This window comes from Phyllobacterium sp. LjRoot231 (assembly GCF_964253365.1).
Taxonomy (GTDB): Bacteria; Pseudomonadota; Alphaproteobacteria; order Rhizobiales; family Rhizobiaceae; genus Phyllobacterium.
This window is the reverse complement of record NZ_CAXUQT020000003.1, coordinates 280,979-294,814: the sequence shown is the minus strand read 5'-3', so window position 1 is coordinate 294,814 and position 13,836 is coordinate 280,979. Positions and strand designations below refer to the sequence as shown.

At 59.3% G+C, this 13,836-nt stretch carries 8 protein-coding genes and 1 pseudogene; 7 read left to right on the top strand and 2 right to left on the bottom strand.

Annotated features, from left to right (window positions below):
- Positions 1 to 78: 78 nt before the first annotated feature.
- Positions 79 to 3,690 carry a DUF5801 repeats-in-toxin domain-containing protein gene (locus ACSQ3H_RS27515; protein ID WP_436120246.1) on the bottom strand — a complete coding sequence of 1,204 codons (3,612 nt, stop codon included), beginning with the start codon at positions 3,688 to 3,690 and terminating at the stop codon, positions 79 to 81.
- 1,532 nt (positions 3,691 to 5,222) lie between these two features.
- Between ACSQ3H_RS27515 and ACSQ3H_RS27510 the strand changes: the two genes are divergently transcribed.
- From ACSQ3H_RS27510 to ACSQ3H_RS27490, 5 genes and pseudogenes are all read left to right on the top strand, one after another.
- Positions 5,223 to 6,320 (top strand): branched-chain amino acid ABC transporter substrate-binding protein, encoded by a 1,098-nt coding sequence (locus ACSQ3H_RS27510; RefSeq protein ID WP_436120245.1) that lies wholly within the window; start codon positions 5,223 to 5,225, stop codon positions 6,318 to 6,320.
- An 87-nt stretch (positions 6,321 to 6,407) separates the two neighbouring features.
- A pseudogene (locus ACSQ3H_RS27505) lies at positions 6,408 to 8,273 on the top strand (PAS-domain containing protein); the annotation flags it as partial.
- 141 nt (positions 8,274 to 8,414) lie between these two features.
- Positions 8,415 to 9,623 carry a response regulator gene (locus tag ACSQ3H_RS27500; protein ID WP_436120421.1) on the top strand — a complete coding sequence of 403 codons (1,209 nt, stop codon included), beginning with the start codon at positions 8,415 to 8,417 and terminating at the stop codon, positions 9,621 to 9,623.
- Positions 9,616 to 9,993, top strand: coding sequence for a response regulator (locus ACSQ3H_RS27495; RefSeq protein WP_436120244.1), 378 nt, complete (start codon positions 9,616 to 9,618; stop codon positions 9,991 to 9,993). Before ACSQ3H_RS27500 ends, ACSQ3H_RS27495 begins: the two co-directional genes overlap by 8 nt.
- Positions 9,990 to 11,036 (top strand): adenylate/guanylate cyclase domain-containing protein, encoded by a 1,047-nt coding sequence (locus ACSQ3H_RS27490; protein WP_436120243.1) that lies wholly within the window; start codon positions 9,990 to 9,992, stop codon positions 11,034 to 11,036. Before ACSQ3H_RS27495 ends, ACSQ3H_RS27490 begins: the two co-directional genes overlap by 4 nt.
- 85 nt (positions 11,037 to 11,121) lie before the next feature.
- Here the strand turns inward: ACSQ3H_RS27490 and ACSQ3H_RS27485 are convergent, their stop codons facing one another.
- The gene (locus tag ACSQ3H_RS27485; protein ID WP_436120242.1) at positions 11,122 to 12,087 is read right to left on the bottom strand and encodes a phytanoyl-CoA dioxygenase family protein; all 966 of its coding nucleotides are present in this window, start codon (positions 12,085 to 12,087) and stop codon (positions 11,122 to 11,124) included.
- Between the two features lie 613 nt (positions 12,088 to 12,700).
- Between ACSQ3H_RS27485 and ACSQ3H_RS27480 the strand changes: the two genes are divergently transcribed.
- Together ACSQ3H_RS27480 and ACSQ3H_RS27475 are read left to right on the top strand one after the other, a co-directional pair.
- Complete coding sequence (locus tag ACSQ3H_RS27480) at positions 12,701 to 13,216, top strand: hypothetical protein (protein WP_436120241.1); 516 nt, start codon at positions 12,701 to 12,703, stop codon at positions 13,214 to 13,216.
- A 202-nt stretch (positions 13,217 to 13,418) separates the two neighbouring features.
- Positions 13,419 to 13,706, top strand: a complete 288-nt coding sequence (locus tag ACSQ3H_RS27475) for an NAD-dependent epimerase/dehydratase family protein (protein WP_436120240.1) — start codon at positions 13,419 to 13,421, stop codon at positions 13,704 to 13,706.
- Positions 13,707 to 13,836: the final 130 nt, after the last annotated feature.

Below are 13,836 nucleotides of genomic sequence, written 5' to 3'. Positions count from 1 at the left end.
TGTGCGGGATGACATCTCGTGCAACAGATCGCGGGTGGTAGTACGGGGGCAGCATTAGCTGCCCCCGTTGGTCAAGTGTTATGCGACGTCAACAAGTATGTGCTGCATCGCTGTCTGGTCCGCGTCCGCGTCCGCCACTTGGAAGGCGAAGTCGAGGTTGGCATCCGGCGTCTGGGTCACGGTCGAGGTGAAGGCGATGTCCGTGATCTTCAGCACGTCGTTATCGGTGGCGTCGAAGTTCACCAGATTGGTGGTCGCATTGCTGCCGCCGCCAGCGCCGGTCGTCCTGTTCAGGTCGATCGCCGCGTTGTTGCCGGTGATCCCGTTGCCCGACTGCATGATCTGGGCACCCTGCATCACATAGTCTTCGCCGGCTGCGTTGTAGTCGTTCTGCTCGATGATCACGAGGCCGTCGTTGTTGTCGAGCGTGAACTCGCTGCTGTACGGGGCCGGGACCTGACCCGTCTTGAAGATGTCGGCGTTCGACACGTACACAGCCCGCGTGATCGTGGAGTTGTCGTCCGCGGTGCCGGCGATGTTGTCGGCACCGTTCTTGTCAATCAGGTCGAGGATCAGCATCAAGTCCTCGCTGTTGCCGATGCCGTCGAACTTGATGGCCATGGCGCCGGCGGTCGCCGTCGGGGTGGTAGCCTCGGTCTGAATACCGACGTTGCTGTTGAAGAACCGCAACGTGAGCAGTTCGTCTTTCTGGATCGTGTCACCGGCGACACCGTTGGTGCTCTGCGTCGCAGACACCCACGTTTCATTGTTGTTACTCACCATCTCGTGACCACCGACGGTGAACGCGGCGTCAGCGGATGACCCCTCGCCATTGTTCGTCAAGCGGAACGGGTTGGCGTTGTTGATCGCGTTGCCCGTGAACTGCACGTAGAAGTCTTCGTCATCCGGCGTGTTCGGGTCATCCGCCTGCAACCGTTCCACCACGATCTGCGGGTGGCCCGTGTTGCCCGTGGGCTCCTTGGACAAGAGCTCACTGGTGTGGATAACGTCGAAGCTGAAGCCTTCGAGCGGGTCGGTCAGGTTGACGGTATAAGTGTCGGCAGCCTTGTCGAAGACGAGGGTGCCGCCCGCCGTGCCCGTCTGGACGCCAGCCGCTGGGTCCTTGTCGTAGGTGAAGGTGAAGTTGAACGTCGCGGAGGTGAGACTCTCCGACGCGAGCGTCACGTTCGGGGTGAGGACATTACCTCCGCCGCCGCCGGTGATCGTGCCGCTGAGTCCGATCTGGACGCCAGCAAGCGCGCCATTCTGGTCGACAAAGTCAGAACCGCCGCCCGTGTAGAACGCGGCCGTGTGAGCATCCGCGCCGATGTCGTACCCGAAGGCTCCGGTGGCCGACGCGTTGAGCGCGTTAGCCAGAGTCTCGTGGGTCCCGTTACCGTTGCCGGCGTTCTGGTCACCGTCGAACGGCACCGTGATCGTCGGCCCGTCGTCCTCGAAGACGAGGTTCCGGCCGATGTCGAGGGTGGCCGATTGGTGGTCACCGTCCTTGTCGGTGATGGTCGCGGTGAGCTGGACCAGGTTGTCCGCAGCCAGGGTCGTGCTGTCGTCGGGGTCGTTGGCGTTCGGATGGACCACCGCCCGGATCTGATCGAGGGTGACACTGCCCGCGGCGTTGACGGAGACCGTGAACACGAGGTCGTTGGTGCCGGCGGTGCGGCCTTCAACGACGCCACCATTGACCGAGAGGACGACCACCTCACCGGTCAATGTGTCGACGAGGCCGGTTGCGCCTGCCGTCACGCCAAGCGCGTAGGTCACCGTGCCGGCCCCGTCGGCGCCGAAGGCCGAGCTGAAGTTGGCCGCAAAGCTCTGCGTGGCGTTGGTCGCAACGGTCTCGTCGACGGTCAGCGTCGGCTCCGTGCCGGTCGTCGAAATGCTCGGCCCGTCGTCCTCGAAGTTAAGGTTCTGACCGATGTCGTGCGTGGCCGAGGCCTGATCCCCGTCACCGTCGGTGATGGTCGCCGTCAGGGTAACGAGGTCGGCAGCAGCCAACGTCCTGCTGTCGTCCGGGTTAGTGGCGTCCGCGTGAACAATCGCCCGAGCCTGGTCGAGAGTCACGACGCCAGCGGCGCTGACGCTGACCGTGAACACGACCGCGCCAGCGGCTGAACCGGCGCGACCGACCACGTTGCCACCTTCCAGGAAAAGCAGGACGGACTGGCCGGTTGCGGTGTCGGTAAGGCCGCTATCGTTCGTGACCGGACTGATGCCGAGCGCATAGCTGATGGCGTCGCCATCTGCACCGGCATTCGAGGAGAAGAAAGTCGAGAAATTCGCGCTGTCGTCGCCCAACAAGTTGGTCTCGTCCACCGTGAGCTCCGGTGGGACACCGATTGCCGTCATCGTCGGCCCGTCGTCGTCAAAGTTGATGAAGGAGCCGACCTCTTCGTTGTGGGCGTTGGTGGTTTGCGCCGAGAAATGGACCTCGGTGATGTCGATCCCTTCATTCGAATCGACCGACTCAATATGCAGTCGATCCATAAAGCCGCTGGTGGTGATATCGACGGTGGTGGTGTTATCGAGCCCGGTGATGGTGACTTTGTTCCCGGTCCCGCTGAGCCCGGTGACGGTGACGTTGCCGCTTGGCGTGGCATAGGTGCCATCGGCGGTGATGGTGGACAACGCTGACGCACCCGTCAACGTGAGGCTGGTGATGTCCACGGGGTTGGTCGGACTGCCGTTGAAGAAGTCCGAGCCTTGCTCGTTGCCCTGAACGTTGAAGGCGCTGATGCTGATGTCCGCCCGCCCCGCCCCTTGCGAAGGCGTGAGTTGGTTGATTATGAAGCCAGCCTGCGTGATGTTTTCGAGATGGCTGCCGTACGCGATGTCCGCGCCATCACCTGCGCTGGGCGTACCGCCGGTCACAAAATCGATCTGCAGCACTTCACGTCCTAGAGGTTGATTCTGCCCATCGGTGTCCGGTTGGATGCTCTGGTTATCGACGCCAAAGCCTTGCTGGCTCACGTTGCACTCGCTGTTGACCAGCGCGCTGTTGGGGTCGAGTTGGGAGGACCGCACAAGCCCCGTCACCACCAACTGCTTGGAAGCGTCATCGGGCGAACTGAGCAGGTTGAATTCATTGCTGCCGGGATGGGCATTCTCACCGGTGAAACTGACCGTGGAGGTCCCCGTGACCGAGGCGAACACCTTATCAGTCAGATCGATTTGGTCGTCCGGGTTGGTCGCATCGGGATGGTGCAACGGCACGTATTGGACCGTATACAGGTCCGCATTGGTGGTGCTGGTACTGATCAGCGCAAACGAGAAGGCGAGCGGCCCGGTCTCAGCGGGCTCGGCGAACGGGTCGGAGGTACCAATGACGCCGATCACGACGTTTGGATGAGTTGGGTCCTGGAACAGCCAGACATAATTGCCATCGACCGTCTGAAGGCCGCTGTTCACGCCGACGGTGGTGGAAAACGGGGTCCCGGAGGCGTTCTGCGTGAGAACGACCGAGGTTATGGTTTCCCCTGCGCTCGCCGTGGCCTGCACGAAGTTGGTCTGGAAGGCGACCTCCGGTGAGGTCAGCCCGCCCGCGCCGTCGCGACTTAGCAGATATTGCAGCGTGGCGTTGGTGCTGTGGGGCAAAACGGATGGGTTAACATCATCGTCCTGAAGGCCGGTGGTCTCGTCGATGATGATGTCTTGAGTTGTGATGTCGAGTGCCATGGAGATTCTCCTCGAATTAAGAAAAGGGATCCAGCCCCAGATGCCGAAGTGCACCCGCCAGGGTCTACCCCCTTGCGAATTGAATTTACGGCTCTCAATTGACCACTATTGTTGCGCCTATCGAGAGCGAGCGTCCGATCTCAGTTCGATAGTATTAAGGTGAATGGCCGTACCTAGAGGTTGCTCTACTAACAACGTCGACGATAAATTTCTCAGACCGTGCAAGAGAGAACTGGTAAAATTCGACGTTTTGCAATCCCGTTGTTTCATCCAAAGTGATGGATTCGCTGTTAAGAATGATTGACATCGTAGCGCCCTTTCATAATACCGTGACCCAGCTCCGCTGTCGCGAGCTCGCACGTAGCCTCCGCGCGCAAGCAGCGCACGTAAGCAAGAAGCCAAAATTTTGCTCTAATCGATTGTATTTTACGCCGCATCTAGACGTACGTTCGCCGCTCCGTAAGACTAGTTACAGATGATCAGCTTCAACGTACTAAGATGTACTAGATGTACGCAAACATGCGGACAGCACTGCTGCCGTGGTATCCATGTTCTGTTCGGAAGTCACCCTGATGACAAGGTCGGAGATTTCCTCCGACAGTGCCGGAGATTGCCTGGACAATGCGATGGCAATCTATAAAATCACGGCCACCCCCCGCGTCAACACGCGAATTTCTCCTCAACGCTTCACCATACTACGAATTCGCTGGTAGCGGAACTTGTGGGCAGGTAGCCAGTTCGATGTACGACTTTGGTCTGGCACGTGTGGATGTCTCCACATTGCAAGGACTTAGGGCGGCCAGTTGACAAAGTACATCAGCCGAATTCTTTGATAATTAGTATTTTCCCTAGCGTGCTGGACCATAGAGGGCCTTTACAAAAGGGAGAGGAGCGAGACAAACGTAGGCGGGGCCTTGCGTTCGGGGTCTCTATCTCCTCCCAGTCTGGCCAATCGCTGGCATGGTGGGGGTAAGTCGCCATCTCGATTAGCAAGGGACAGAATACTCCCGTTCCGTATTGCGGTATCTGTGACAACTTGGCTCCACATCTAAAGATGTATTTCTCCCAACCCTGCTGCAATTGCGTTCCACTACGAACTCAGCTGGGTTCGTCAAGAGTTCGGCATCGGGAGGCGACATGATCAGAAGATTCTGTCTCGGTTCGAGAAATCTGCCTAGGAGCGTCTGGAACAAAACCTCTTGCTTGCGACCTTCCTGGCCTGAGCGAGCAAGGGCGACGACAAGAATTGTTCTGCCCTCTGGTGCAAAGGCGCGATACAAAAATGCTGCGCCTAGCCCCTGCTCACCGACCAGTTCGGCATCGTATTGGCCCACATCGATTCGACACCAAGGGCCATATCACTGGTCAGAGCCCCATGGTATATTTTGCGGGTGGCAATTACATGCCGCTGGAGCAGCCGTTTGCTAATCGCGGCGGGTCGCTATTGCCACGTGACTAAGGCCCGGATGCGCGGTTTGCGGGGACTGTCCTCGTGGGACCCAATTCCGGTATCAAGGCGGAGGGGCTTGTCAATGCACCGCATCATTGCCGTCGCTATTGTCGCGCTTGCGGCCGCGTGTATTTGCTCCGCGCGGGCGGAGGTCCTGATCGGGGTTTCAGGCGCGATGACCGGAAAGCTCGCCTGGATCGGCGAGCAGGGGCAGCGCGGCGCGGAGATGGCCGTGGCCGACATCAATGCGGCGGGCGGCGTACTCGGCCAGCAGGTGCGGCTTATCACGGTCGACGACTTCTGTGATCCCGGGCAAGCGGTGGCCGCCGCCCAAAAACTGGTGGCTGACGGTGTAGTGCTCGTGATCGGGCACTACTGCTCTGGAGCCTCGATCCCGGCATCGGAAGTGTACGACGCGGCGGGAATTCTGCAGATTTCACCAGGATCGACCAATCCTCTGTTGACCGAACAAGGCCGTGCCAACGTGTTCCGCGTCATTGGTCGCGACGACGCGCAGGGCGTCGTTGCCGGCAACTACCTGGCCGATCATTGGGGTGACAAGAAGATTGCGATCCTTCACGACGGCACCACCTATGGTAGGGGGCTTGCCGATGAGACCAGAAAGCAGTTGAACAAACGCGGCGTAACCGAGGCGATCTACGAAGCGTACACTCCTGCGAAAAACGACTACGCCGCCGAGGTCGCTGTGTTACAGGCAGCTAACATCGCCGTATTGTATGTCGGTGGGTATCATACCGAGGCCGCGCTGATTGTTCGCGCCGCGCGAGACCGCGGCTACACGGTTCAACTCATTTCAGGCGATGCCTTGGCGACCGAGGAATTTGCCCTGATCGCCGGTTCCGCCGCCGAGGGGACTCACTTCACATTCCCTGCAGACCCACGGCGAAACCCCGAAGCGGCCCCAGTCGTGGAGCGGTTCCGTGCAGAAAATTTCGAGCCTGCAGGCTACACGCTGCTGAGCTACAGCGCCGTCCAAGCTTGGCAGCAGGCGGTCGAGAAGGCAGGCTCACTAGAGCTCCAAGCCGTGATTGCGTCGCTGCGCAGCCATCAATTTGACACTGTGTCGGGCCGTATCGACTTTGACGATAAGGGCGACCTCACTGTTCAGAACTGGGTATGGTATGTTTGGAAGGGTGGCGAATACGTGCCGTTAGAATAATGCAACGTTGATCTCTGTGGATCGCGTTTGAGACAAAATCTGTGCAGGCCATGTTGACCACATCAGCCGGATCGACGGGTTGCCGCGATGTTTGAACGTCTCGGCATACGTGGCCGCCTACTTTTCGCTTGCTTCGGGATCAGCGCCTTCGCGGTGCTCGCGACCGCCGCGGCTGTGTATGCCTTCCTTCAGGTGGGCGAGGTCGTCGAGCGAATCACGGAGCGCCGGGTTCCATCCGCGCTAGCATCGCTCGAACTCTCTCGCCAAGCTGAGCGGGTCGCCGCTACTGCGCCCGCCATACTTGCTACGACCAGTACTGCTCAGCACAACGAGGTCTCGGCTGCAATCGGGGGGGAGATGACACACCTCGAAGCGTTGCTTGCCGCGCTCAAAGGCACCGCGGCTAGCGCGGCGGTGGCTGAGATCGAAGCCGCAGTGATTGGTCTGCGGCGCAACCTCAACGCTCTCGACGATCTTGTCGCCGCTCGGCTCACTGCGGTTGCGCGCAAAGAGGAGCTCTTGCGCCGCTTGTCGGCTACGACAAATGCAAGCCAGCGTCTTGTGGCGCCCGGTATCCTCGTGATGAACTCCAAGGTTCCCCAGTGGCGCGCAGCCGCAGCGGATGCTGCCGCACCACCCGACGCACGCACGGCGGCAACGACAGACCTTGCGCAGGCAATCGCCTCCTACATCCCGCAACAGAAGGCACAGCTGGAGATATCGGCGATCAACGACGCGCTGCTCAAGACGGCGGTTGCGCCGACATCCGGCGACTTGGCGCTGATGTCCTTTGCACTGCGTCGTTCGGTCGACTCCCTAGCGGCGGTGATACCCGAGATCGATGAGAAGCTGCGGACGCGGTTCCGCCAGCGCGTTGACGAGTTCGAGGGGCTGATCGACGGTCAAAAGAGCATCCTAAAGGCGCGCGCGGATGAGCTCGCGGTACTTGCAGAGGGCGGGAAGCTTTTGGCCGAGAACGATCAGTTATCGCGCAAACTCACAGCTGCCGTGGACCGTCTCGTGGCTGCGGCCGACCGTGACATCACCGAGGCCGGCCGCGAAGCTGCGACCGTCCAGCGCTACGGTACCGGAGTTGTCCTTGGCTCCGCCCTTCTGAGCCTCCTGAGTTCAGTTCTGATTGTTTGGCTCTATGTCGACCGCAACCTTCTTGCCCGCTTGGCGGGGCTGAGCCAAAGCATGCTTGCGATCGCAGGCGGCAATCTCCGCGCGCCACTACCTGGTGCGGGTCGCGACGAAATCGGACGTATGGCCGAAGCGCTTCGGCAGTTCCGCGACACTGCGATCGAGGTCGAGGAGAAGAACCTGCGCGAGGTGGCCGAAGCCCGCCAGCGACTTGTCGATGCGATCGAGAGCATCTCCGAAGGCTTCGCCCTTTACGATGCTGAGGACCGGCTCGTCCTGTGCAACAGCCGTTATAGGGAAATCCTTTATCCCGGCATAGCCGATGCAGTGGTGCCGGGTGCACAATTTGAGACGATTCTTCGCAATGCTGTGAAACAGGGCCTCGTCGAGGATGCGAAAGGCCGAGAGGAGGGATGGATTGCCGAGCGGCTCGCCGCACATCGCAATCCGAATCTGACGCTGGTTCAACATCGCAGCCAGGACCGCTGGATTCAGGTGAATGAGCGGCGCATTGCCGGTGGCGGCACGGTCGCGGTCTACACCGACATTACCGCGCTCAAACGCCACGAAACGGAGCTCGAGATCGCGCGCGACGCGGCCATGGCCGCAACCCAGGCCAAGAGCAAGTTCCTTGCCAGCATGAGCCACGAGTTGCGCACGCCTCTCAACGCCATTCTGGGCATTACCGAAATGCTGCAGGAAGATGCCAATGAAGCCGGCCAAGACGAGCTAGTCGAACCGCTTGGGCGGGTCGTGCGTGCCGGGAAGCATCTGCTCAAGCTCATCAATGAGGTCCTCGATCTCTCCAAGATCGAGGCCGGCCGCCTGGAATTGCACATCGAGGAGTTCGATATCGCAGGTATAGTTCAAGATGCCGCGACAACCGCGCAGCCAATTGCACAGAAAAACCGCAACCGGATCGTCATCCGCTGCCCGAATGACATTGGCAGCATGCGCGCCGATCAGCTTCGGGTGCGCCAGATCCTCCTCAACTTATTGAGTAATGCCTGCAAGTTCACCGAGAGGGGCCAAGTGACGATTGGGGCGACCTGTGTGAAGCTTGATGGACGCGATGGCGTGGTATTTACCGTCGCCGATACCGGCATCGGCATTACGCCGCAGCAGATGACAAATCTGTTTCAGGAGTTTAGCCAGGCCGACAGTTCCACCAGCCGCAAGTACGGCGGCACCGGACTGGGGCTTGCCATCAGCCAACGCCTGTGCCGCACGATGGGTGGTCACATCACCGTGGACAGCACTCCTGACGCCGGCACCAAATTTACCGTGTGGCTGCCGTCGGCAATCGACACGCCCCCAACGCTGGTAGAGCCGCCGACCCCTGTTTTCGAGGGCGCGGCGGATGATCGTGTTCGCCTCATCTCGAACGTGGTCCTCGTCGTTGATGACGATGAGACAGTGCGGGACCAGATGCGCCGGTTTCTCGTCCGCGAGGGTTGCGATGTAGTGACGGCCAAGGACGGTACGGAAGCCCTTAAACTGGCCCGGCAGGTGAAGCCTGCATTCATCACCCTCGACGTGCTGATGCCGGGCTGCGACGGCTGGAGCGTCCTGCAGGAACTGAAGGCGGATCGTGAGCTCGCGAATATCCCCGTCGTGATGCTCACCATCGCCGATGAGAGGAACCGGGGTTACGCGCTCGGGGCCGCTGACTACATTGTTAAGCCGATCGAGCGCGAAGCGCTCCGGAAATTGATCACGAAATTCTGGTCCGGCGCGCCTGGCCCCGCGCTTCGTGTTCTGATCGTCGAGGATGATGCGAACACGCGCCAGCAATGGCGTCGCATATTGCGCACTGAGGGCTGCGACGTGCACGAGGCCGAGAATGGTCGGGCCGCGCTGGAACATCTCATCCCCGCACTTCCTGACCTCATTATTCTAGACCTCATCATGCCGGAAATGGACGGCTTCGACTTCCTTATCGAACTGCGCAAGCAGCCCGCCTTCAAGGCAGTGCCGGTCGTGGTCGTGACGGCGGCGACCCTCAGCGAGGAAGACCATCAGCGCCTGAACGGTGGCGTCGAGCGCGTGCTCGCCAAAACCGCCTTTAGCCGCAACGAGCTTCTTGACGAGTTGCGCAAGATGGTTGCACGATACGTTCTCAAACGAAGGTCGCCTGACAAGGATCACCGTGATGGTTAGGATCCTGTACGTTGAGGACAACGAGGACAACATCTACATGCTGTCCGCGCGACTAACACGCAAAGGTTACGAGGTAATCGTCGCCACCGATGGCGATCAGGGTGTGGCGCGTGCGCGATCGGACGCCCCGGCGCTAATCCTGATGGACTTAAGCCTTCCCGTCGTTGATGGCTGGGAGGCAACAAGACGCCTCAAGACAATGCCTGAGACGCGCGATATTCCCGTGATCGCGCTCTCATCGCACGCGATGGCTGGCGACCGCGAAGCAGCGCTGGCCGCCGGGTGCGACGACTTCGATACCAAACCTGTCGAGTTCACGCGCCTGCTCGGAAAGATCAAGGCCCTACTCCCAAAGGGGTCGATGCGATGAGCGAGGTTGGACCCACCCTGCTCGTCGTCGACGATAACGAGGACAATCGCTTTACGTTGACCGAGCGATTGAAGCGAGAAGGCTACGGGAACGTGGCATGCGCCAGCAATGGACGAGAGGCGCTCCAACAGCTCGCGACGAGGTCATTCGATCTCGTTCTGCTCGACATTACGATGCCGGAAATGGACGGCTACCAAGTGCTCGAGCACATCAAGGCCGACACCACGCTACGTAACATTCCGGTTGTCATGATCTCGGCGGTCGATGAGATCGACAGTGTGGTGCGCTGTATCGGCCTCGGCGCTGAGGATTATCTGGCCAAACCGTTCAACGCGATTCTGCTGCGTGCCCGCGTGGCCGCCTCCCTGGAAAAGAAGAAGCTGCGCGACCAAGAGGCGGTGTACACGCAGCAGATCGAAAACGAAAAGCGCCGAGCGGACGAGCTTCTGTTCGCCATGCTGCCCCCCGGCGCGGTGCGCGAGCTCAAGGCGACCAAGGAGGTCCGCCCCCGTCGCTACAACGAAGTCGCGGTACTATTCTGCGATATCGTTGGCTTCACGACCTACTGCGACGAGAACCCGCCGGAGAAAGTGGTGGAGGAACTTCAGGCGCTGATCGGCGAATACGAACGGATCGTGCATCACCATGAAATGGAGAAGATCAAGACCATCGGCGACGCCTTCATGGCCACGGCCGGCCTGTTTAATCGCGTGCCAGATCCGGTTTTTGTCAGCTTGCAATGCGGACTCGATATGGTGGCGGCATCACGCCGCATCGAGCCCAAATGGGAGGTTCGAGTCGGCGTCCAATTCGGTCCAGTGGTGGCGGGAATCATCGGGCAGCGGCAATATGTATTCGACCTGTGGGGCGACACCGTGAATATGGCCTCCCGGATCGCAGCCCATGCTAGCCCCGGGACTGTAGCGACCAGCGGGGCCACCTGGCATCGCATTCGCGAGCGGGGTTGCGGGCGCTCCCTGGGCTTCGTAGAAATCAAGGGGAAGGGTCAGATCGAACTCATCGAATGCCAGGGACTTCGTTGAAGGAACCGGAACAATCTTCGCCACCTGCCATCCCCGTCGGGCTGTCAGGCTAGACCGTTCTCGGCCAGCGCTGACAGCAACCAAGTTACCGAATGACCGGCTCACCATGGTAGCGGCGCTTTGATGGCTTCGAGACGCCAAATCCGACTTCCATCATCAGGCGCGGGGTCTGTTTTGCCAACGTTCCCATATGGAAGCCGAAAGGGTCCTCGACAAAGCCTGAGCCCGCCTTGCCGGTCAAAGTGAGGGCGTTTTCTTCGCCGTAATATTCCAGCACCTCATCTGCCGGATGCCCGACGAGCAGCGTCAGTTGATGCTTCATGCGTCGGCGGTTGTGGCTGCCGCGCACGTAGACATGCGGACCGGCATCGGCGTCGACATCGGACAAATAAAAGAAAAACTTCAACATCCGCCAATCATCGAGATCGAAGTGGAACTTGAAGGAAGCGCGGCTGAGGTCGGCTTCCGAGGCGGTTTTTGTCGGGAAGCTCCACCACGTCCGCGTGGTGATCAATTTGGCTTCGCCGCCGAGATAGTGCCTTGCCACATCGAGAAGCAAAGGGTCTTCCTGCACCGCCACGGCGGCTTCGCATTGCAGAATCCTCTCGAAGTGATGGCCGCTCAGTATCGTGCGGCCGAAGCGCCGCTCGGCTTCCTCGTGCTCACCCGCCAGAAATTCGAGCTTACGATCGAAATTGCCGAAACAAGGCGTTTCGTGTCCGAAGCGGGCGATTTCCTCTTGGATCGCCTGCGGCAGCGTCAGACCGGTAAAGATACCGGTTCTTCTCAGTTCCACTGCGATCGCCTCCCCCTTGAGGTCATCGAACATAGAGCGCGCAGCGCTTACGCTCGAGCGCACGCGTTTGGCAGTCAACCAATGCACTTTGCGGAACGGTATCGTGCGGGCCAGTAGGAACATCGGCAGCCAGGCAGGATTCTCGCGCAGGTCCGTCAGATAGGTCGGTACGCGCGCTGCCATGCGGCGCAGCGCTCCGCCGCTACGGGCGATGGTTTCAAGGTCCTTCGGTTTGGAGTCCAGCGAGCCAAGCATCCAATTTCCTTTCCTATATGCCGCACCCCCCCGAGCCCGCATGAACGTTAACGGGTCAAAACGGATGCTGCAATGCATCAAAATTAACAGTTGAACGATCCGCCCCTCTATGGAATTACCGTCAGTGTCGCGCTGCAGTTAATTATAAGAGGCTCTAGACTAGCAATCTCCAGAGTTCGCGCTCGAGAGTAGCTGCATCTTTCCGCCATCGCCACTCGCACTCCTTGATGTTTGAAATTTACGGGTTAACGGGACTAAAGTCGTCAGCACGCGTTGGATCGATGTTGCCCGGACGGCATTGACACCCACTGGGCGACAGGGCTCAGCGGTGCTGCAGGCCGACCCTCACCCTGAGGAACTTTTTCAAACAATCATAGTTCATAGAGCGCCGGGGAGCCGTGGACTCTTCGGTAGGGGCCTGACGCCAGCCTTGACCCCTTCACACCGCGTCTGGCCTCACGTTGTCCGGCATCGGACTTTGCATAGGTCTTTTGATTTTTACTGGTAGGACTTTAGTCCGATTTCTCATTCCCTAATCAAACAGTATTTAGTGGAGCGTCGGCACGTCCGTGTCGGCGTGCCAATTTCCAGGCGTTTATTGAGGAGGTGGACCATGGTTCGATTTAAGGGTCGTCTTATCGCAGCAGCCTGTCTTGGCTTGTTTGTCATCGGCGCAGCTTTTTCAACCACCGATCATTTCAATGCCATTGGTCCGGCCTTCGCCAAAAACGGTGGTGGCAATGGTGGTGGCAATGGTAAGGGTGGTGGAAACGGCAACAATGGCGGAGACCATGGCAAGTCGTCCGACCGCGGTAATTCTATCAATGCCCACGATAAATCCAAGGTCGACAAGGCCTCTCTGGACGCCGACGACGATAACAATAGCTTGGGTCCTTTGAATGCCGCGCATGCATCTGCGCGGGCGAGGGAACGGGCCGCACCAAACTCGGCGGTTGGCAAGATTGCGACCTACGAGCGCAGCCGGGAAGAGGCCTTGGCGCTGACCGATCCTGCACTCCGCGAGCAAGCGCTTGATGATGCCGTTGCGCAGCTCGAAAGCGCCTTTGGCCGCACGTTGACCGCAGCGCAGGTCGATCGCATCGACGCATTGCTGGATGCTCGTCAATAAGATCTGCTGAGAGACCTTTCCAACAGCGGGCTTCGGGTCGCTGTTTTCATAGAAGTAACACCGCGTCACGCGCAGAGGTCCGTCCAGATACAAAACGACGGTGAGTGGCCATCTCACCGTCGAGTTCACGAGCCCTAGGGTTAAGGGGTGGCCGCGGACACTGCTGAACTGATTGCAGCGGTTAAGGAACTCAAAGGCTGGAATGGTTGAAGATAACAAGTCTCTCGTCTTGGAAAATCTGGCTGGTAACCAGACCGAACATGACTACAGAGAGCAACATCTGGAACTGGTTCTCGTAACCGGGGCATCGGGATTTATCGGCGCCGAACTGGTCAAACAACTGGTGACGGCAGGCAACCAAGTAATCAGTACGTCGCGACACCCTGTCGGTGGCTTCACAGTACGTTCGCCTGCCTTCTCCGGACGAGCCCTTGAGCGCCTTCGAAGCCATGTCGCGCTGCAGTTAATGATGAGAATGCCGGGTGAGTGATTTCAATGAGTTAGCTTTGTGCTAAATTTGAGAACGTGCAGTTTATTTGAGATTTTAGATGCTAAACTCTGCAGTTAATTTGAGAAAGGATCTCAACAACGTTGGCTCTCGTTTGTTGCCGATGAATGCC